Annotated in this window: 22 protein-coding genes; 11 read left to right on the top strand and 11 right to left on the bottom strand. The window is 72.5% G+C overall.

Annotated elements, in window-relative coordinates:
• Positions 1–57: 57 nt before the first annotated feature.
• The 4 genes from ACIO6U_RS23870 to ACIO6U_RS23855 all read right to left on the bottom strand — a co-directional run bounded on the left by ACIO6U_RS23870 (position 58) and on the right by ACIO6U_RS23855 (position 3,703).
• A complete protein-coding gene (locus ACIO6U_RS23870; RefSeq protein WP_355341098.1) occupies positions 58–558 on the bottom strand; it encodes a cupin domain-containing protein in 501 nt (166 codons plus the stop codon).
• 156 nt (positions 559–714) lie between these two features.
• On the bottom strand, positions 715–1,356 hold the full coding sequence (locus ACIO6U_RS23865) for a flavin reductase family protein (protein ID WP_401721978.1): 642 nt from the start codon (positions 1,354–1,356) through the stop codon (positions 715–717).
• A 392-nt stretch (positions 1,357–1,748) separates the two neighbouring features.
• Positions 1,749–2,897: a hypothetical protein gene (locus ACIO6U_RS23860; RefSeq protein WP_355341104.1), complete on the bottom strand. Its 1,149-nt coding sequence runs from the start codon at positions 2,895–2,897 to the stop codon at positions 1,749–1,751.
• Between the two features lie 83 nt (positions 2,898–2,980).
• Complete coding sequence (locus tag ACIO6U_RS23855; protein ID WP_401722260.1) at positions 2,981–3,703, bottom strand: L,D-transpeptidase; 723 nt, start codon at positions 3,701–3,703, stop codon at positions 2,981–2,983.
• 100 nt (positions 3,704–3,803) lie between these two features.
• On the opposite strand from ACIO6U_RS23855, the gene ACIO6U_RS23850 reads away from it, so the two are divergent.
• On the top strand, positions 3,804–4,106 hold the full coding sequence (locus ACIO6U_RS23850) for a hypothetical protein (RefSeq protein ID WP_355341107.1): 303 nt from the start codon (positions 3,804–3,806) through the stop codon (positions 4,104–4,106).
• Between the two features lie 34 nt (positions 4,107–4,140).
• On the opposite strand, the gene ACIO6U_RS23845 is transcribed toward ACIO6U_RS23850, so the two are convergent.
• Together ACIO6U_RS23845 and ACIO6U_RS23840 are read right to left on the bottom strand one after the other, a co-directional pair.
• Positions 4,141–4,701, bottom strand: coding sequence for a GNAT family N-acetyltransferase (locus ACIO6U_RS23845; protein ID WP_401721974.1), 561 nt, complete (start codon positions 4,699–4,701; stop codon positions 4,141–4,143).
• Between the two features lie 209 nt (positions 4,702–4,910).
• A complete protein-coding gene (locus tag ACIO6U_RS23840) occupies positions 4,911–5,453 on the bottom strand; it encodes an SRPBCC family protein (protein ID WP_401311188.1) in 543 nt (180 codons plus the stop codon).
• A gap of 229 nt (positions 5,454–5,682) precedes the next feature.
• Here ACIO6U_RS23840 and ACIO6U_RS23835 point away from each other — a divergent pair, with 229 nt between their 5' ends.
• Positions 5,683–6,147 (top strand): universal stress protein, encoded by a 465-nt coding sequence (locus ACIO6U_RS23835; protein WP_355341116.1) that lies wholly within the window; start codon positions 5,683–5,685, stop codon positions 6,145–6,147.
• Here the strand turns inward: ACIO6U_RS23835 and ACIO6U_RS23830 are convergent.
• Positions 6,131–6,781: a winged helix-turn-helix domain-containing protein gene (locus ACIO6U_RS23830; RefSeq protein WP_355341119.1), complete on the bottom strand. Its 651-nt coding sequence runs from the start codon at positions 6,779–6,781 to the stop codon at positions 6,131–6,133. The two genes, ACIO6U_RS23835 and ACIO6U_RS23830, sit on opposite strands and share 17 nt — an antisense overlap.
• A gap of 94 nt (positions 6,782–6,875) precedes the next feature.
• On the bottom strand, positions 6,876–7,004 hold the full coding sequence (locus ACIO6U_RS23825; protein ID WP_262928374.1) for a hypothetical protein: 129 nt from the start codon (positions 7,002–7,004) through the stop codon (positions 6,876–6,878).
• A 183-nt stretch (positions 7,005–7,187) separates the two neighbouring features.
• On the opposite strand from ACIO6U_RS23825, the gene ACIO6U_RS23820 reads away from it, so the two are divergent.
• Positions 7,188–7,355 (top strand): hypothetical protein, encoded by a 168-nt coding sequence (locus ACIO6U_RS23820; protein ID WP_355341375.1) that lies wholly within the window; start codon positions 7,188–7,190, stop codon positions 7,353–7,355.
• 29 nt (positions 7,356–7,384) lie between these two features.
• Here ACIO6U_RS23820 and ACIO6U_RS23815 read toward each other — a convergent pair whose 3' ends face one another.
• The gene (locus ACIO6U_RS23815) at positions 7,385–8,209 is read right to left on the bottom strand and encodes a hypothetical protein (RefSeq protein WP_401721969.1); all 825 of its coding nucleotides are present in this window, start codon (positions 8,207–8,209) and stop codon (positions 7,385–7,387) included.
• A 142-nt stretch (positions 8,210–8,351) separates the two neighbouring features.
• Positions 8,352–9,584, bottom strand: a complete 1,233-nt coding sequence (locus ACIO6U_RS23810) for an acyl-CoA dehydrogenase family protein (RefSeq protein ID WP_355341126.1) — start codon at positions 9,582–9,584, stop codon at positions 8,352–8,354.
• Between the two features lie 149 nt (positions 9,585–9,733).
• On the opposite strand from ACIO6U_RS23810, the gene ACIO6U_RS23805 reads away from it, so the two are divergent.
• From ACIO6U_RS23805 to ACIO6U_RS23775, 7 genes are all read left to right on the top strand, one after another.
• Positions 9,734–10,378: a TetR family transcriptional regulator gene (locus tag ACIO6U_RS23805; RefSeq protein WP_188282467.1), complete on the top strand. Its 645-nt coding sequence runs from the start codon at positions 9,734–9,736 to the stop codon at positions 10,376–10,378.
• 253 nt (positions 10,379–10,631) lie between these two features.
• On the top strand, positions 10,632–11,870 hold the full coding sequence (locus tag ACIO6U_RS23800) for a MurT ligase domain-containing protein (RefSeq protein WP_355341129.1): 1,239 nt from the start codon (positions 10,632–10,634) through the stop codon (positions 11,868–11,870).
• Positions 11,871–11,930: 60 nt separating this feature from the next.
• Complete coding sequence (locus tag ACIO6U_RS23795) at positions 11,931–12,659, top strand: type 1 glutamine amidotransferase (RefSeq protein ID WP_188282469.1); 729 nt, start codon at positions 11,931–11,933, stop codon at positions 12,657–12,659.
• 248 nt (positions 12,660–12,907) lie between these two features.
• On the top strand, positions 12,908–13,933 hold the full coding sequence (locus tag ACIO6U_RS23790; RefSeq protein ID WP_188282470.1) for a 6-phosphofructokinase: 1,026 nt from the start codon (positions 12,908–12,910) through the stop codon (positions 13,931–13,933).
• Positions 13,934–14,103: 170 nt separating this feature from the next.
• Complete coding sequence (locus tag ACIO6U_RS23785) at positions 14,104–15,060, top strand: cytochrome c oxidase assembly protein (RefSeq protein WP_391045115.1); 957 nt, start codon at positions 14,104–14,106, stop codon at positions 15,058–15,060.
• A gap of 16 nt (positions 15,061–15,076) precedes the next feature.
• Positions 15,077–16,129, top strand: a complete 1,053-nt coding sequence (locus ACIO6U_RS23780) for a hypothetical protein (protein ID WP_391161969.1) — start codon at positions 15,077–15,079, stop codon at positions 16,127–16,129.
• 136 nt (positions 16,130–16,265) lie between these two features.
• Complete coding sequence (locus tag ACIO6U_RS23775) at positions 16,266–16,427, top strand: hypothetical protein (RefSeq protein WP_355341139.1); 162 nt, start codon at positions 16,266–16,268, stop codon at positions 16,425–16,427.
• Between the two features lie 199 nt (positions 16,428–16,626).
• Here ACIO6U_RS23775 and ACIO6U_RS23770 read toward each other — a convergent pair whose 3' ends face one another.
• Entirely contained in the window at positions 16,627–17,343 is a 717-nt protein-coding gene (locus ACIO6U_RS23770; protein ID WP_401721962.1) for a TetR/AcrR family transcriptional regulator, read from the bottom strand.
• A gap of 118 nt (positions 17,344–17,461) precedes the next feature.
• On the opposite strand from ACIO6U_RS23770, the gene ACIO6U_RS23765 reads away from it, so the two are divergent.
• Entirely contained in the window at positions 17,462–18,949 is a 1,488-nt protein-coding gene (locus ACIO6U_RS23765; RefSeq protein WP_401721959.1) for an MFS transporter, read from the top strand.
• Positions 18,950–19,046 lie beyond the last annotated feature (97 nt).

Genomic DNA, 19,046 nt, shown 5'->3' with positions numbered 1-19,046 from the left:
GCCGGTCACCCGGCGGCTCCCGACCCCCGTCGCGAGGACGGTGCGCGACGGTACGGACTACTGCGGCGCGCTGACCGGCGGGCCGCCGTGCGGTCCGCCCTGCGGCCGGGCGGCGGTGATGCCGTGCCGCTCGCCGACCGCCTTGATCGTGTCCCAGTCGGGCCGCTCGGGGCGGGTCAGCACCTCGCTCAGCTCCTCGAAGAACAGCTCGATGCCGCCGGGCGTCATCGTGCAGAGCATGAGCCCCGTGGTCTCGCCCACGTTGAAGAAGGAGTGCCACACGCCGCGCGGGCCGTGCACCATCGTCCCGGCGGGCGCCTTGTGGATCTCCTCGCCGACCTTGACCTCGAATTCGCCCTCGAGGACGTAGAAGGACTCGTCGGTGTCATGGTGCACATGCCACACCGAGCCCTCCCCCGCGGGCATCCGGACCTCGTAGAACGAGGAACGGCCGCTGGTGTCCGAGCCGCGCAGCAGGAAGCGGGTCTCCTCGCCTCCGCCGTATGTGATCGGTACGACGTCCTCCAGTCGGACGACCTTGCCGGAATCCACGCCCATCACACCCTCCACCGGTCGAATTCGGGAACTCGCAGAAACGTCAGGAACACGAACAGCGCGGATCACCTCGGATCCACGCGGAAGACCGCGGGGCGTCGCGAAATACCGCCGTGCGACGCACCGCCGTGCCAAGGAGACAGGGAACGGGCGGGGCGGTCAGCCGTCGATGATGGGGTGCACGCCGCGCAGTTCCTCCTCCAGCGCGCCGAGCCAGCCGCGGAAGAAGACCAGCGGCTCCTGGTGCTGCCGGGGCACGCCCAACTCGACCACGCGGCCGAGGAAGATCGTGTGGTCGCCGCCGTCGAACTCCTCGACCAGGTGGCAGGACAGGAACGCCAGCGCCTCGCTGAGCACCGGAACGCCCGTCACCGACGGGTGGTTGGCCACGTCGTGGATCTCCGCGGTGCCCTTGCCCGCGAAGGCGCGGGCCACGCCCTCCTGCTGCCCCTGGAGGAAGTTGACGACGAATTTCCCCGACTCCCGCACGACGGACCGCAGTCGGGACTCGTTGTGCAGGCAGAACAGCACCAGCGGCGGGTCGAGGGAGACCGAGGTGAACGAGTTCACCGTGGTGCCCTCGGCGTTGCCGTCCTCGCCGCTGGTGATCACCGTCACGCCGGTCACGAACATCCCGCACACCGTCCGCAGTGACCGGCCGTCCACCGGGTGCGCCTGGTGCAGTGACATCAGTCTGCTCAACGGGGCCGGTTCGCCCACCCGTTCATCCGGCGGCGCCACCGTATTTCCGGCGGCGACGGTCCCGGCCGCCACCGCGTTCGACGACATCGCACCTGCCATCGTCCACACCTCCCACACCACAGAGCCCGACAACGCGATTCAGGCGCCGCACCCGGACGTCAGGGGACGGTCGCCATGGTCGTTCGGAGAGAATCAAAGAGAATCAGGGAGAATCCGCGAGATTCGTGAAGATTCGTAGAGATTCCGAGAGAAAGGACCGCGCCGGGGGCTTTCGCCGACACCGCACCGGATCCTGACTACCAGGTTCTTCGGTCCGCCGGTCCGTCACAAGATCCCCGGCTTCAGGTCTCGGTCAGGAACCACAGATGCACCGCCCGACCTTCCGGAAAGGGCCAGGCGCGTGTCAGAGGAGTGTCAGATCCGGCGGTCGGCGGACGAGAGCCGGCCGAGGGCGGTCCGGCAACCGACGTCCGGCCGGGGGCGGTTGGCCGTCAGACCGCGCGGCCGAGCGCGGTGAGCATCTGCCGTCCGCCGGGGCCGAGCGGGAAGCAGTTGGTCCTGGCGAGCCCGGCGCGCAGCGCGAGGCTCCCGCCGAAGGACGCGAGGTCGGCGTCGGGCGCGGTCACGACCAGCGCCACGCCGAACCGGCCGCCGACGGCGACGACACGCTCGGCGAGCCGGGTGGCCTCCAGGTCGTCGGCGAAGACGAGTCGGCAGTCCTCGACGGCGAGCACGATGCCCTGCCAGGTGTCGGTGGGGTCGGGGACCGGGCCGTGGTGGCGGGCGCGGTCGGCGATCACCGCCACCGCGTCGCGCAGCAGGTCCACGGTCTGCTCGCGGGTGGCGGCGGTACGGGCGGCGGCCTCGGCGATCGGCGCCGGGGTGTCGTGCCGGCCGCCGGGGTCGGCCAGCCACAGCGTGAACTCCTCGCGGCGCGCGGCCTCGTAGAGCACCATCAGCAGGAAGCTGCTCTTGCCGCTGCCGGGCGCGCCGCAGATCAGGCCGCTCTCCATGCCGGAGCCGGGGGTGTTGAGCTGCCAGTAGGCGGGCTCGCCGGTCGCGCCGACGCCCACGCGGTGCCGTCCGGTGGTCTCGTCGTAGGTCGGGCCGGGATAGCGCGGGCCGCGCTGCTGGGGCGCGGTGTCGCGGGCGGCCCTGTTCTCGGCCTCGCTGAGCGCGGACTCCAGGACGCGGCGGGCGCGGTCGGCGACCTCGGGGTCCACGGCTCCGGTCGCCACGGCGGTGTCGTGCTCGGCGACGGCGAGCAGGCGGCGCCTGGCCCGGTCGTCGCCCGCGGCTCCCGCGTCGACCACCAGCCGGGCGGCGCGCTCGCACAGATCGGCGGCCCTGGCATAGGCGCGGGCGTCCTCCGGCCGTTCGAGTCGCGTGTCGACCGCGGTGCGGTAGCAGGTCCTCGCGGTCGTCTGGAGGCGGCCGAGGTCGGCTCCGAGGGCGATCAGGACGAGCTGGGCGTGGACGATCTGCACGGCTTCCGCGTGCGAGAGCATCCTGGGCCCCGTCTCCGTCCCGACCGTCTCCCCCGAGCCGCCGTCGGCCTCGCGTAACAGGCAGTCGGTGCCGTGCGTCCACGCGTGGACGACGTCTTCCACGGCCTGCGACCGGTCCTCTGCGAACGACACGGCAATTCCCCTTCGCGTCACTGGTGTTGCGCCTGTGCCCTACGGTACGGGGCGGTAGCGTCACCCAACAGCGCGCCAGGGGGTCAGTAGCCGGTCAATGCCGTGCCGCCGTCCACGGTGCCGATGGCGATGTGCGGCTGCGCCGCGGGCCGCAGCCACGCGAGGATCCGGCTCATCGCGTCGGCGGGTACCGAGACGCAACCGGCCGTCGCGCCGCTGCCGTTGACGTGCAGGAAGATGCCGGCGCCGCGGCCCTTGACCGGCTTGGCGTAGTTGAAGTCGATCAGGACGGCGTGCGCGTACTGCCCGGGGTAGTCGGCCAGGCGCTCGGACTCGGTGCCCCGGCAGTCCTTCGGCAGCGGGTCGACCCAGCGGTTGTAGGAGGTCGACTGGGTGTCCTCGCACCACCAGGCGGTCGGGGTGACCGCGCGGTACGGCAGGGCGGTGCCCGCGGGCGCGGCGGCGTTGCCGAAGGCGAGCGGCAGGCCGTAGAGGCCGGTGGGCGTGGTGCTGGTGTTCTGGGTGCGGGTCGCGCCGTCGGCCAGGCCGTGGGCGCCGAAGCGGGCGGGTGCGGTGCCGACGGCCTTCCAGCCGCCGCTCTGTTTCTCCCACCAGGTGAGGGTGCCGCTGGTGGAGCCGAGGGTGGGGGCGCTCGCGGTGACGAGCTGGGTGCCGCCGCCGGTGTCCTTCATGATCTGCGGGAGGTTCGCCACGGGCCGGGGCTGCGCCGTACCCGAGCCGGGAGCGGGACCGGCGCCGGCGCCGCCGACCGCGAGCGTGGTGGCGAGGGCTGCGGCGGTGACCAGAGTGGTCGGGGTCAGTGGGCGCACGGGGTCTCCTCGGTGCGGTGGTGGCGGATGAGCGCCAGCCGGGTGTGTGCGGGGTGTGGATGGGCAGCAGCTAAGCATGACCGTTGTGGTAATCGGCCGTATGGAGAGCATTGTCAGCTCCGCGACCACGGTCCTTCGCGAGGAGGGTTTCGACGCGCGTGGCGTCACCGGCGCGCGCGACGCCGTCTCCCTGATCGGCGCGGGCGGTGTGACGGCGCTGGTGATCGGCGGCGGTGTGGGCCCGCTGGCCGCGCGTCGGCTGCGGAAGGCCGCCGCCGCGCACTCGGTGACGGTGATTCGGGGCGGCCTGCGCGGCCAGGACGTGCGCGGTTACGTACGGCAGCAGATCGTTCCCCAACTGCGGGCCGCCGGTTCCTGACGGCCCGCGGCGTCCCGCGAACGCCCTGCGACCGTCAGCCGGTCGTCGTGGGAGCCCCGGCCGGGTCAGCCTCAGGGGCGTCCGGCGTCAGGTCGATCACCCAGTCGTGGCACGTGATCGGGTTGCCCTTGGGGTACTCGAAGTCGGCCTCGCCCAGCAACGTGAATCCGGCCTTGCGGCAGACGGCGTTCGACGCCGGGTGGCTGACCTTGGGGAAGGCGTGCAGGTGGCGGTGGGCACCGGCGGCTCTGGCCGCCTCGGTCACCGCGCGGGCGGCGTCCGCCGCCAGGCCCCGGCCCTGGAACTCCGGGAGGATCGCCCAGCCGGTCTCGTAGACCTTCCCGCCCCGCCACGTCTGTTCCCAGAAGCCGATGGAACCGGCGACCTCGCCGTCCGGGACGAGCACCACGCGGTACATCCTGCCGCCGGTCTTCTCGATGTCCTGGTAGCGCTGGTGCCGGGAGAGCAGTTGCTCCTCGGTCTCCGGTCCGCCGAGGTGCTCGGTCATCTCGGGTGTGTTCGTCCTGCGGAGCAGCCACAGGTCGTCCGCCGACCAGGGCTCGATGCGAATTCGCGGCTCATGTGCGTCGTTCATGTCCGCACCGTACGACGAGGGTCTGACAGTCGGCCCCCGAGGCGGGCCGGCGCGGGCCGGGCACAGGCGGGAACGAGCCCGGAGCGGGTTCGGGGCGGGCCCGGAGCGGGTCCGGACATGGAGGAGCCCCGGCCGGGACGGGGGGACCAGGCCGGGGCAGTAAAGGGTGAAGAACGTGTGCGAACGTCTTCACATTATTAGTTTAACACTCAATGAGCGAAGTCAAAGCCACTCGGCGCGGACGTGGACCGCGCCGGGTCCTCGGGGGCCGAGGCGACCGCGGGAGCGGACACGGGAGCGTGCAGCGGGGCGGCCGGGGCGCGGGAGCCGCCGAGCAGATCGCAGAATTTCCTGGCGTCCGCGGGCAGGTCACGGCGCCAGGCCATGGCCACGACCGGGGCGAGCAGGACGAGGGCCGCGCGCAGCGAGCTGGTGACCGACAGCCGCACCAGCGTGCCGTCGGCGTGCGGGGCGAGCTCGAAGCCGTACACGGGCACCTGGGTGCCCAGCGGGCACCACATACGCTGGCCGCGGAAGACTATCCGGCGGCCCGGTTCGAAGGCGGCGCAGACCAGCCGGTGCGGTCTGCGCCGTCCGGGGTAGCGGTAGCGGTACTCCGCGTTCACACCCGGCGGGACCGGCGCTGAGTCGACGAAGGCCACCCCCGAGCTCCACAGGGCGAGATTGCGGGCGTCGGCGAGGAAGTCGAAGACCTCCGTGGTCGGCCTCGACACGAACACGTTCGTGGACACGCTCGGCATCACAAACCTCCCCGGTAGCGGCGTGGGCGGCGAGCCGTCGCGGGTACGCCGACCGCACCCGTGGGGTGCGCGGCTCCGGCGCGGGACCGCCGCCTGTTTCACTCCTCTCGCACAGCGTGCCCCGCAAAGGTGCACATGTCGTGGCAATGCGCCCATTGGAGTGAGAACGCTGCGTGCCGGGGGATGAAACCGCAGGCCGGAGGCCGATAGCCTGGCGCGCGTGGAAGAGCAGAAGCTGCCGGCGCACTTCGAGCGCGGCACGGACGGACCGAAGGTCATCCTCGCCGGACTGGACGGCTCCGACACGTCGTGGCGGGCCGCCGCGTACGCGGCGGGGCTCGCGCGGCGGCAGCACGCGCTGCTCGCCCTGGTCTACGTGCAGCCGTACATGCCGACCGGCGCCGCCCTCGGGGTCCCGGTGTCGGAGGTCGACACCGGGATCGCCGAGCAGCTCATGGCGGAGATCCGCGACTCCGTCGAGCGGTTGCAGGGGACGTTCACGGTGCGGTGGGAGTTCCACACCTTCCGCGGCGACCCCTACAACGGCCTGACCACGGCCGCGGAACAGCTCACCGCGGACGCGGTCGTGGTGGGCGCCTCGGAGCGCGCCGGGCACCGGTTCGTCGGCTCGGTCGCCGTCCGGCTCGTGAAAGCCGGACGGTGGCCGGTCACGGTCGTGCCGTAGCCGCGGTCGCGCCCGCGGTCGATACCGGCGCGGCGGGGGCGTACTTGTAGCCGACCCGGCGCACCGTCACGATGCTGGCGCGGTGCTCCGCGCCGAGCTTGCGGCGCAGCCGGGCGACGTGGACGTCGACCGTGCGGCCGTCGCCGACATGCCCGTATCCCCAGACCGTGGTCACGAGCTGGTCGCGCGAGTGCACCCGGTGCGGGTGCGCGACGAGGTGCGCGAGCAGTTCGAACTCCAGGTAGGTCAGGTCGAGTTGGCGACCGTCGACCGCGGCGGTGCGGCGCTCGTCGTCGATGCTGATCGGCACCTGGGACAGCGGGTCGGAGGTCTCCGCCCGGCCGGTGCGGAACTCGGGGGCCGGGGCGGGGACGGCGGTCGGGACCTGCTCGGCCGGGACGAGCACCAGGTAACCGACCATCGGGGCGCCGCCGGGGATGGTGGGCAGCACATGCCCCGGCGCGGGCAGCCAGGTGGCGCCGGGCGGCAGGAAGTCCGGTGCGGGCGGCACCTCGTCGGGGCGTACGGCGCGCAGTCGCTGCCGGTTGACGGCCGGAGCGCCGCCGGAGGAGGGCGCGCCGCCCGGTCGGGCGGGCAGCGTGGAAAGGGAGTGGACGTTCGGCAGGTTCGACATGATTCGGCTCTTTCGCGCGATGGGGTCGTCAGGACGCCGTATTGCGCGGGGACCGGTGGCTGCGGGCAGCGGCTCGGAGGCCGGTGCGGCGGGGTCAGCTCAGGACGCGGGTCCGCGCGGGGGTCGCGCGGCAACACCAGCGGTCGAAGTGGTGCTCCTGCCGGGACGGCCAGAAGGGTTCGAGGTCGTCGCGACCTGTCCCGGAGTCAGTAGTGCTGGCCATGTGTCCTATTGAACCAGACGACGTGCGCGTGCGGTGACCGCCCGGACACACTGGTGCCGCTTTGCCCGCATTCCGGCCACTGGCCTGGGCGCGCGCTCCGGGTCGGCGCGCGGGCCGACCCGGAGCGCGGACGGCTCGGGGCGCGGGTCTACCCTGGGCAGCCGGACCATAAGGAGTACCCCCATGCATACCCACATGGATCTCGGCGCGTTCCACGACGTCACGACGTTCGCGATGTCGAATTCGCCCGGCCCCGGTCCGGTGATGCGCAGCATCATCGTCGTCTCGGTGGTCGGTGTGGTGTTCCTCGCCTGGTTCCTGTTGCGCGGTTACCGCAACGACGGGGACTAGTCACGCGGGGCCGCGCCGGGCGGCGGCGGTCATCTCGCGCGCAGGCCGTACGCGACCTCGTAGGCGTACAGCCAGGTCAGCGGCCCGACGGCGCCGTCCGCCGGGCCGAGCGCGGCGACGTAGTGCCGCTGGAGGGCCTTGACCTTGGTCAGGTCGAGCGCGGTCATGGTGCGGGACGGGCCGACCTTGTACGGCGGGCCCCAGTTGCCGCGTTGCAGCCAGGTCTGGAGCAGCAGGGTGTGGTCGCTGACCGCGCCGAGGACGAAGTACTCACGGCCGGGGAACGCGGGCGCCGGGTGCGTGGTGGCGATCGGGCGCACTCGGTAGGAGGCGACCGCCGTGCCGCCGCGCGGGTCGGCGGGGTCCGCGGTCGGCGGGCAGATCCCGTCGGGGAAGCGCGGCGCGAAGTAGCCGGTGACGCGCTGGGCGTGACGCAGTTCACGGTGCGACCACACGCCGTTGCCCTGGCCCCGGTCGGTGGCCCCGGCCTTCACGCTGTTGCCGCCCTTGGTGTGGACGTAGCGCTCGTCGAAGCCGGTGACGATCTCGGTGTGCCCGCCGCCGTCCAGATTCACCCAGGCGCCGATGCTCGGGTACGCGGACCAGGCGCCCTTGCGTCGGGCCCATGTGCTGAACGCGGTCACGTTGTCGGTCTTCGGGACGGCCTGGTCGAGACCGACGTCGTGGTACATGTCCCAGTCGAAGATCACGCACCAGGAGACGCGGTTCTCTCCGTACTCCTTGCCGAATTCGGTGTCGTTGTCCCAGCCGTCGGCGCCGCTCCAGTGCTCGTAGACGCGTTCCGGGACCGCCATGACGTGTTCGATGAGTCGTTTCCACTGCGGGTCGGCCATCGGCCCTCCCCGGGGCTTGCGCCGGAAATCGGCGCGTATCGGATGATGTACACCCTGCCCAACGAGGGGGTGGCCGCCGGGACATGCGTCAGGGGCGGACACCCCCGGCGTCCGCCCCTGAGCCCTGTGCCGTCGCGCCGCCTCAGCGCAGCGGCATCCCGGACAGCGTGCGGGCGATGACCAGACGCTGGATCTCGCTGGTGCCCTCGAAGATCGTGTAGATCGCGCTGTCGCGGTGCATGCGCTCCACCGGGTACTCGCGGGTGTAGCCGTTGCCGCCGAGGATCTGGATGGCCTGGGCGGTGACCTTCTTGGCGGTCTCGCTGGCGAAGAGCTTGGACATCGAGCCCTCGGCGGAGGTGAAGGGCTTGCCCGCCGTCGCCATCCAGGAGGCGCGCCAGACCAGGAGGCGGGCGGCGTCGATCTGGGTGCGCATGTCGGCGAGCTGGAAGGCGACGCCCTGGTTGTCGATGATCGGGCGGCCGAACTGCTCGCGGCCGGTGGCGTATTCGAGGGCGTATTCGTACGCGGCGCGCGCCGTGCCGACGGCCATGGCGCCGACCGCCGGGCGGGAGGCCTCGAAGGTGGCCATCGCCGCGTTCTTCACCCGCTCGCCGCCATGGGCCGACTTGGCCCGCTCGCGGGCCCGTGCCAGCCGCTCGTCGAGCTTGTCCTTGCCGCCGAGCAGGCAGTCGCCGGGAATCCGTACGTCCTCCAGGACGACCTCGGCGGTGTGCGAGGCGCGGATGCCGTGCTTCTTGAACTTCTGCCCCTGGGACAGGCCGGGGGTGCCGGGGGGCACGATGAAGGAGGCGTGGCCCTTGGTGCCCAGCTCCGGGTCGACCACGGCGACGACGACGTGGACGTTGGCTATACCGCCGTTGGTGGCCCAGGTCTTGGTGCCGTTGAGCACCCACTCGCCGGTGGCCTCGTCGTAGACGGCGCGGGTGCGCATCGCGGAGACGTCGGAGCCCGCGTCGGGCTCGGAGGAGCAGAAGGCGGCGAGCTTGACGTCGTCGGCGTCGCCGTACATCTGCGGGACCCAGGTGCCGATCTGCTCCTCGGTGCCGTTGGCGAGGACGCCGACGGCGGCGAGTCCGGTGCCGACGATGGACAGGGCGATGCCCGCGTCACCCCAGAACAGCTCTTCCATGGTGAGCGGGATGCCCAGGCCCGTGGGGTCGAAGAACTGCTGGGCGTAGAAGTCCAGCGAGTACAGTCCGATCTTGGCGGCCTCCTGGATGATGGGCCACGGGGTCTCCTCGCGCTCGTCCCATTCGGCGGCGGCCGGGCGCATCACGTCGGCGGCGAAGCCGTGGATCCAGTCGCGCACGGACTGCTGGTCGTCATTGAGTTCGAGCGTGAAGTCGCCCATCTTCCCCTCCACGTGCCAGTTACTAGCGGTAACAGCAGTCTGTTACCGACCGGTAGGCCATGTCAACTCATTCCGCCGCGCGCGGGGGGCGGCTGGCGGGGTGTTACGTTGCGCTGACCACCAGCAATCGAACAATTGGGGAGGCGCGGGTGGACACCGGCCAGCGGCAGGACCAGCGGACGGCCACGGAGCGGCGCCGGGCGGAGCTGCTCGAAGCGGCCGACCGCGTCGTCCTGCGGGACGGGCCCGAGGCGTCCATGAACGCCATCGCCGCCGAGGCGGGCATCACCAAGCCGATCCTCTACCGGCACTTCGGCGACAAGAGCGGCCTGTACCGGGCGCTGGCCAAGCGGCACACCGACGCGCTGCTGGCCACCCTGCGGGCCGCGCTGGACTCCCCCGGCGACCGCAGGGACCGCGTCGAGGCCACCTTGCACGCGTATCTGTCCGCCATCGAGGCCCACCCGCAGGTCTACCGCTTCCTGATGCACCCGGCCGAGGCGCCCGCCGACGGCGACAAGGGACTGGACGCCGGACGGCACTCCGTACCGCTGCTGCGCCGCATGGGCGAGGACCTGGCCGAGGTGATCGCCGAACGCCTCGACCTCGGCCCCGACTCGGAGCAGCTCGCCCGCGCCTGGGGACACGGCATCGTCGGCATGATGTACGCGGCGGGCGACTGGTGGCTCGGCGAGCGGCCGTTCTCCCGCGACCTGCTGGTCAGGCACCTGGCCGACCTGCTGTGGGGCCGCCTCGCGGCGGCCGGCGACCGGGCGGGCAGCCCGGGGCTGTGACGCGGTCGGCGGATCAGGAACCGCGAGCGGGCCGCACCCGTCCCCACAGACAGCGCCGGTGGCGCGGATGCCCCCGGTGCGCGTGGAGTTCGGCGCACGGTCCGACCGGGGCGGCGCGGTGCGGTCCGGGGGCCCGGAGTCGATAGGCTGAGCCGGGACCGAACCTTGTCGGCCGCCCAAGTGGCGCTCGGAGGCGTACAACCAGCCGCCACGGGGCAGCGGGGCCGGTCGCAGTCGAGGAGGAAGAGAGACGATGGCAGGCAACTCGGAGCCGCTGTCGCCGCGGGCGAAACTGGCCGTGACGGCGGGCAAGGTGGCGGCGGGCGTGTCGCGTGCGGCAGGCCGTGGCAGCGGCTCGGTGATCGGCGGCAAGGTGGCGCTGAGATTCGACCCCGACCTGCTGGCCAGGCTCGCCCGGCACCTCGACGTGATCCTGGTGTCGGCGACCAACGGCAAGACCACCACCACCCGGCTGCTGGCCGAGGCGCTGCGCGCGGGCGGCCCCGTCGTCTCCAACGCGCTCGGCGCGAACATGCCCGCGGGGATCACCTCCGCGCTGGCGGGCGGCTCCGAGGCGCGCTTCGGCGTGATCGAGGTCGACGAGAAGTACCTGGCGGGCGTCGCCCGCGACGTCGCCCCCAAGGCCATCGCGCTGCTCAACCTCTCCCGCGACCAGCTCGACCGCGCGGCCGAGACCCGCATGCTGGCCGAGAAGTGGCGCGAGGGCCTGGCAGGCGTCGAGGCGATCATCATCGCCAACGCCGACGACCCGCTGATCACCTGGGCCGCCTCCTCCAGCCCGACCGTGGTGTGGGTCGCGGCGGGCCAGGAGTGGAAGGACGACGCCTGGTCGTGCCCGTCCTGCGGCGGCGTCCTGCAACGCCCGTCGGAGGACTGGTTCTGCGCCGAGTGCGGCTTCCGCCGCCCCACCCCGACCTGGGCGCTGTCCGGCGACCACGTGATCGACCCGCACGGCTCCGCCTGGCCGATCCACCTCCAGCTCCCGGGCCGCGCCAACAAGTCGAACGCGGCGGTCTCGGCCGCCGCCGCCGCGGCCTTCGGCATCGACCCCAAGGTCGCGCTGGAGCGGATGTACGCGGTGCAGGCGGTCGCGGGCCGGTACGACGTGGTGAGCTTCCAGCAGCGCGAACTGCGGCTGCTGCTGGCGAAGAACCCGGCCGGCTGGCTGGAGACCTTCTCGCTGATCGACGGCCCGCCCACCCCGGTGATCCTGTCGGTCAACGCGCGCGGCGCCGACGGCACCGACACCTCCTGGCTGTGGGACGTGGACTACACCCGGCTGGCCGGACACCCGATCATGGTGATCGGCGACCGCAAGCTGGACCTCGCGGTCCGCCTGGAGGTCGCCGGGCTCCAGTTCCGGGTCTGCGCCAACCTCGACGAGGCGGTGCGCTCCGCGCCGCCCGGCCGGATCGAGGCCATCGCCAACTACACCGCCTTCCAGGACCTGCGCCGCCGGGTCGGCAACTGACCGCGACCACGTCGCGTCACATCGCGTCACGTTGCTGACGACGGACAAGGAGAAGCACGCATGAGTGAGTCCAGCCTCCGCCTGGTGTGGGTCTACCCCGACCTGCTGAGCACCTACGGCGACCAGGGCAACGCGCTGGTCGTGGAGCGCCGCGCCCAGCAGCGCCGGGTGCCGGTCACCCGGGTCGACGTCCGCTCCGACCAGCCGGTGCCGACGTCCGGTGACATCTATCTGATCGGCGGCGGCGAGGACCGCCCGCAGCGGCTGGCCGCGGAGCGGCTGCGCCGCGACGGCGGGCTGAACCGCGCGGTCGCCAACGGCGCGATCGTCTTCTCGGTCTGCGCGGGCTACCAGATCCTCGGCCACGAGTTCGTCAACGACCTGGGCCGCCCCGAGCCGGGCCTCGGCCTGCTCGACGTGGTGAGCGTGCGCGGCGAGGGCGAGCGGTGCGTCGGCGACGTCCTGGCCGACATCGACCCCCACCTCAATCTGCCGCCGCTGACCGGCTTCGAGAACCACCAGGGCGTCACCCATGTCGGCCCGCAGGCCAGGCCGCTGGCCCGGCTGCGGATGGGCAAGGGCAACGGCACGGGGGACGGCACCGAGGGCGCCTTCAACGACACGGTCTTCGGCACGTACATGCACGGTCCGGTGATGGCCCGCAATCCGCAGATCGCCGACCTGCTGATCAAGCTCGCGCTGGACGTCAACGCGCTGCCGCCGGTCGACGACCAGTGGTTCGAGGCGCTGCGCGCCGAGCGGATCGCGGCGGCCGTACAGCCCGCGTGACACCGTTCCGAGCCGCCTGACCCGTACCGCGCCCGTGTCCTCGCAGGAGGGCGCGGGCGTCGTGCGTCGGCGCGGGTCCGAGGTGGGTCCGTCACGCTGCGCAGGCGTTCCCCGGAGTTTGAGTAATCGTCAGGTGTCCGCAGTTCGGTCGCCGTGGAGGCGTGACAGCCGCTCTCGGTAAGCTGGCTGCGATCCATCCGGACGACGGGGTCCGGCCGTCCGGTCGAGTTGCGGGAGTAACGAGAGCAATGCGTATTGGTGTGCTGACCAGCGGCGGCGACTGCCCCGGGCTGAACGCCGTCATCCGGTCCGTGGTGCACCGCGCCGTGGTGGACCACAGTGACGAGGTCATCGGCTTCCACGACGGGTGGAAGGGCCTGCTCGAGTGCGACTACCGCAAGCTGGACCTCGATGCCGTGAGCGGCATCCTCGCGCGCGGCGGCACGATCCTCGGCTCCTCGCGGGTCCAGCCCGCCCACCTGCGCGGCGGGGTCGAACAGGCCAGGGGCCACGTGGCCGACCTGGGCCTGGACGCGATCATCCCGATCGGCGGTGAGGGCACCCTCAAGGCGGCCCGGCTGCTGTCGGACGCGGGCCTGCCCATCGTCGGTGTGCCCAAGACCATCGACAACGACATCGCGTCCACGGACGTGACCTTCGGCTTCGACACCGCCGTGATGGTGGCCACCGAGGCCCTGGACCGGCTCAAGACCACCGCCGAGTCGCACCAGCGGGTGCTGATCGTGGAGGTCATGGGGCGGCACACCGGGTGGATCGCGCTGCACTCCGGGATGGCGGCGGGCGCGCACGCGATCCTGGTGCCGGAGCGGCCGTTCGACGTGTCGGAGCTGGCACGGGTCGTCGGCCAGCGCTTCGAGGCGGGCAAGAAGTTCGCGATCGTGGTGGTCTCCGAGGGCGCCAAGCCGCGCGAGGGCACCATGGACTTCACGTCGGGCGCGACCGACATCTACGGCCACGAGCGGTTCAGCGGCGTCGCCAACCAGCTCTCGGTCGAGCTGGAGGAGCGGCTGGGCAAGGAGGCCAGGCCGGTCATCCTCGGGCACGTCCAGCGCGGCGGCACGCCCACCGCGTACGACCGCGTTCTCGCCACCCGCTTCGGCTGGCACGCCGTGGAGGCCGTCCACAAGGGCCGGTTCGGCATGATGACGGCGCTGCGCGGCACCGACATCACGCTGGTCCCGCTCGGGGAGGCCGTTGAGCACCTGAAGACGGTGCCCGCCGAGCGGTACGTCGAGGCCGAGTGCGTGCTGTGAGTGGCGTGTCCTGACGCTTCATGACGTGCTCCGACCACGTGCGTCGGCGCTCCCCGCCCCCGGCCGAATCGGCGTCCGGGGGCGGTTCTACTCTGGAGCGGGCACAAGGGTCGAATCGGAGCACGGGCCGGACCGGCAGCACGCGGCCCGGCGCGACAGGAGAGTGACGGATGGACCACGGCGGACACGGCATGCACATGGACTTGCCGCCGTTCACCCTCGGCCGGGGGCTGTCGTTCAGCGGCGGCGATCCGTTCTTCCTCATCGGCTGCCTGGTGGCGCTGGTCCTCTACGGCTGGGGTGTGCTGCGGCTGCGGCGGCGCGGCGACTCGTGGTCGCCCGGCCGTACCGTGGCGTTCGTCACAGGGGTGCTGACGGTCGCTCTGGTGATGTGCACCAAGCTCAACGACTACGGCATGGTCATGTTCAGCGTGCACATGGTGCAGCACATGGTGCTGAGCATGCTCTCGCCGATCCTGATCCTGCTGGGCGCCCCGGTGACGCTGACGCTGCGGGCGCTGCCCGCCGCCGAGCGCGGCCGCACCGGACCGCGCGAGCTGCTGGTGAAGCTGCTGCACAGCCGGTATCTGCGGATCATCACGCACCCGGCCTTCACGCTCCCGCTGTTCATCGCGAGCCTGTACGGGCTGTACTTCTCGCCGATCTTCGACACGCTGATGCACACCAGGACCGGGCACATCGCGATGATGGTGCACTTCCTGCTGGTGGGTCTGCTGTTCTTCTGGCCGATCATGGGCGTCGACCCGGGGCCGCACCGGCCCGGTTATGTGATGCGGATGCTGGAGCTGTTCGCGGGGATGCCCTTCCACGCGTTCTTCGGCATCGCGGTCATGATGGCCAGCGAGCCGATGCTGACCACCTTCGAGCACCCGCCCGCCTCGCTGGGCATCGACGCGCTCGGCGACCAGACGGCGGCGGGCGGCATCGCCTGGGCGTTCAGCGAGATCCCGTCGGTCGTCGTGCTGGTGGCGCTGCTCTTCCAGTGGTACACCTCCGAGCAGCGGCAGGCACGGCGCGGCGACCGGGCCGCGGACCGCGACGGTGACGCGGAACTCGTCGCGTACAACGCGTATTTGGCATCGTTGGAGGCGCGCGGTCGCGGCTGACGGAGGGGGGCCCGGGATGGGCGAACAGGTACGGATCTCGGGGGCGGCGCTGGAGCTGCCCGGCGGGGTGACGGTCCGCTTCATGCGGACGCTGCGGCTGCCCGAGAAGGGCACGCACCCGCTGCCGCCCGGCCTGGGCTCCTTCCCGCTGCGCCGCGTGGGCGACTTCGCCGGGCGGACTCCGGAGCGGTGGCGCGCGCACGGCGGGGTGCTGCTGCCGGTGTATCAGCGCGAGGCGATGTGGCTCAGCTTCTCCTCGGCCGCGCCCGCCGCCCTCCAGGTCGGTGTCGGGAAGGTGTGCGCGGTGTCGGGCCGGCCGTGGAGCGACCGGCTGTCGCGCGACCCGCAGAATTACGTGGTGCTGCCCCGGCAGCCGTGGCTGGACGGCATCAACTCCGGCCCCGGCACGATCCGGCAGTTCGTGGCCGTGCCCCTGGGGCTCGGGGCGACCGTGGAGGGGCAGGTCTCCGGCGAGGAGGTCTGGGGCGGGGTGCAGCTCCAGGTGTTCGAGCTGCGCGAGGAGCCGCTGGCGCGCTGGCGCGCCGAGCAGAGCCGCAGGACGGTGACGACGAACGGGCCGTGGGGTGTGTCGGCTCAGGCGGCCGGGGGGTACGGCGGACCCGCGCTCCCGTCGATGGCCCCTGGCGCGGGTCCCGTGCCGCCGCCCGCACCGATGGCGGCCAGGTCGGCGCCCGCGATGGGGCTCGGCGCGGGCGGCCGGATGCGCCAGGAGGTGTACCGCGACGAGCGGCCCGCGCAGGACTGGCGGAAGAAGCCGTCCGGCCGGGTCTTCGTCCATCTGGCGACGGCCCCGCAGTGGCGGGAGATCACCGGAGAACCGGCGCCCGCGTCCCCGGTGGACCGGGCGGCGTACAACGCGGCGGGGCTGCCGTGGTTCGACTACTACGACGCGGACGGCGAGGATCTGGCCGCCACCGAGCCGTTGACCGGGGTCAGGCCGGTCGGTGACTGGCTGGGCGACGACGAGCAGCCGTGGGCGCCGCCGAAGCCGGAGCAGGTCGAGCACCTGGGCGACGATCCGGGCCGCGTGACCGACGGGGAGTGGTGAACGGCCTGGCGCGCGGCGGGCCGAGAGGCGTGGTGGCGCGCGGGGTGCCCGTGGGGTCACCATGAAGGAAGGGCCGCGATACGGCTTCCGCCTCGTCGGCGGGTGCGCGCACGCGCCTGCGGAAGGGAGGCGTGCGATGCCGGGTTCCGTGAAAGCGATGGCGTTGACCACGGTGGCGTTTCTGGTCGCGGTGGTCGCCTACACCGTGGCACTGGGGTCGAACGGCTGGCTGTGGTTCGGCTGGGTGGTGCTGGGCCTGTGCACGGCGGGGGCGGCGGCGATCCGGGAGCCGCACTGAGTGTGCGGGCGCGCCGAACGAGCGGGCCGGCTGAGCGAGTCCCGGGCCGGGCGGGCGGCCGACCGGCCTGATACGGATACGGGCGGGCGGCCGGATACGGGCGGGCGGCCGGATCTGGGCGGGCGGCCGGATCTGGGCAGGCGGCCGGATCTGGGCAGGCGGCCGGATGCGGGCGGGCGGCCGGATCTGCGCGGGTGGCCTACTCCCCCGCCGCCGGGGCCGCGTGCCGGGCGAGGCCGGAGACCAGCAGGTCGAGGCCGAATTCGAAGCGTTCGTCGCCGACGTCCCGCATCAGCTCGTCGACCATGCCGGTGATGACGGGGAACTGCCCGCTGGGCAGGCTCTTGTAGTAGTCGCGGACCTGGGCGAGGAAGTCGTCCTTGCCCGCCGTCGTGACGCCGGTGCTGAAGGCGAGGGCGGCCTCCTCGGCCGCGGCGGCGGTGACGTACAGCGCGAGCGCGTCGACCCCGTAGGCGCAGACCTGCACGGGCAGTCGCCCCGCGGCGAGGATGGCGAGCACGCCCTCGGCCGTGCGCATCGCGTTCTCACCGGTGGGGACGCCGATCTCGATCGAGAGCCGGGCCAGGTCGCCGTGCGCGGCCAGCGCCGCGCGGGCCTGCCGCATCACGTCCTTCACCTGCTCCTGCCACCGCTCGGGGTCGGGGACCGGGCAGTGGATCTCGGCCCTGACCCGGTCGAGGACCAGGGCGATCAGCTCGTCCCGCCCGGCGACGTGCGCGTAGAGGGAGGCCGCTCCCGTGCCCAACTCCTGGGCGACCCGGCGCATGCTCATCGCGTCGATGCCCTCGGTGTCGACGATCCGCAGGGCCGCCGCGATGATCCCGTCCTGGCTGAGGACGCGGCGCGGCGCGCGCTTGCGGGTCGGTCCCCAGGGCGGGGCGGGGATCTCGGTCACGGCGGTGGAACCTCCAGGGACAGCGGCTGCGAACATCGTACTTGACGCGAACAGTGTTCGTAAGTAGAACAGTGTTCGTTCACAGCACGCCGTCCCGCCACCGCCCGGAGGAATCACCGTGACCGCATCGACCCTCACCGAGGACCCGGATCGCGCGTCGGAGCCGGACGCGGCCCCGGCCGGCGGTGCGCGGCTGCGCTGGCTCGCCCTCGCCGTGGTCCTGGCCGTGGAGGTGATGGACCTGCTGGACGCCACGATCGTCGGCGTGGCCTCGCCCTCGATCCAGGCGGACTTCGGCGGCAGCTCCACCCGTATCCAGTGGATCGCCGCCGCGTACACCCTCGCCTTCGCCGTCCTGATGATCACCGGGGCGCGGCTCGGTGACATCGTCGGCCGCCGCCGGATGTTCCTGATCGGGGTGGCGGGCTTCGCGGTCTGCTCGCTGCTGTGCGCCTGCTCGGGCTCCGCGGACATGCTGATCGGCATGCGGGCGGCGCAGGGCGCGTTCGCCGCGATGATGGTGCCGCAGGGCCTCGGCCTGATCAGGGAGGTCTTTCCGCCGGCCGAAATGGGCGCCGCCTTCGGCGTGTTCGGTCCGGTGATGGGTCTGGCGGCGGTCGCCGGTCCGGTGCTCGGCGGTTTCCTGACCGACGCCGATCTCTTCGGCACCGGCTGGCGGGCGATCTTCCTGATCAATGTGCCGATCGCGCTCGTCGCCTTCGCCGCCGCCCTGCGCGTTCTGCCGGAGAGCCGCGCCCCACGGCCGCCCCGGCTCGACGTGCCGGGTGTCGGCATCCTCAGCGTCGCCGTTCTGCTGCTGGTCTATCCGCTGGTGCAGGGCCGCGACCTGGGCTGGCCGCTGTGGAGTCACCTCTGCATGGCGGCGTCCGTACCGGTCCTCGTCCTCTTCGCGCGCTACCAGAAGTCGGTACGGGCCCGCGGCGGCTCGCCGCTGATCGAGCCGGGGCTGTTCCGGCACCGCGGCTACACCGGCTCCCTCGCCGTCGGCCTGGTCTTCTTCGCCGCGCTGACCGGCCTGATGCTGGTGGTCACCCTCTACCTCCAGTACGGGCTCGGCTTCAGCGCCCTGCACGCGGGCGCGACGATGATCCCCTGGGCGTTCGGCTCCGCCGTCGGCGCGACGCTGTCCGGCATGCGGCTCGGCCCGCGCTACGGCCGCCGTGCCGTACAGGGCGGACTGCTGCTCACCGCGCTGTCCGTGGGCGCGGTGGCGCTGACCGTGCGCCTGGCGGGCGACTCCGTGACGAGCTGGCAGCTCGTACCGTCCCTGCTGGTCAGCGGCGCGGGACTCGGTGTGGTGATGGCGCCGTTCTTCGACATCGCGCTGGCGGGTGTGTCCGACCAGGAGACCGGCTCCGCCTCCGGGGTGCTCAACGCGGTGCAGCAGCTCGGCGGTTCGATCGGCGTCGCCGTCCTGGGCACGGCCTTCTTCGCCCGGACCGGACACGGCATGGGCGCGGCGGCCGTGGCCACCTTGCTGATGGCGGCGGGCGGGCTCGCCGCCGCCTTCCTGGTGGCCTTCCTGATGCCGCGCGCGGCCCAACACGCCGGGCAGGGCGAGGAGTCGGAGCCGGCCGGACACTGACCGGAGAACCGTGCGTACGCCCCGGGCCGGGCAAAGGCGCGGGTCGCGGGCGTGCTCCGGGCTCGCGCGGCGGGGGCGCGGGCACTACTCTGCCGGG

The sequence above is a fragment of the Streptomyces sp. NPDC087422 genome (genome assembly GCF_044744145.1).
Classification (GTDB): Bacteria; Actinomycetota; Actinomycetes; order Streptomycetales; family Streptomycetaceae; genus Actinacidiphila.
Note: the sequence above shows the minus strand (reverse complement) of the source record. Positions and strands in the feature narration are given on the sequence as shown.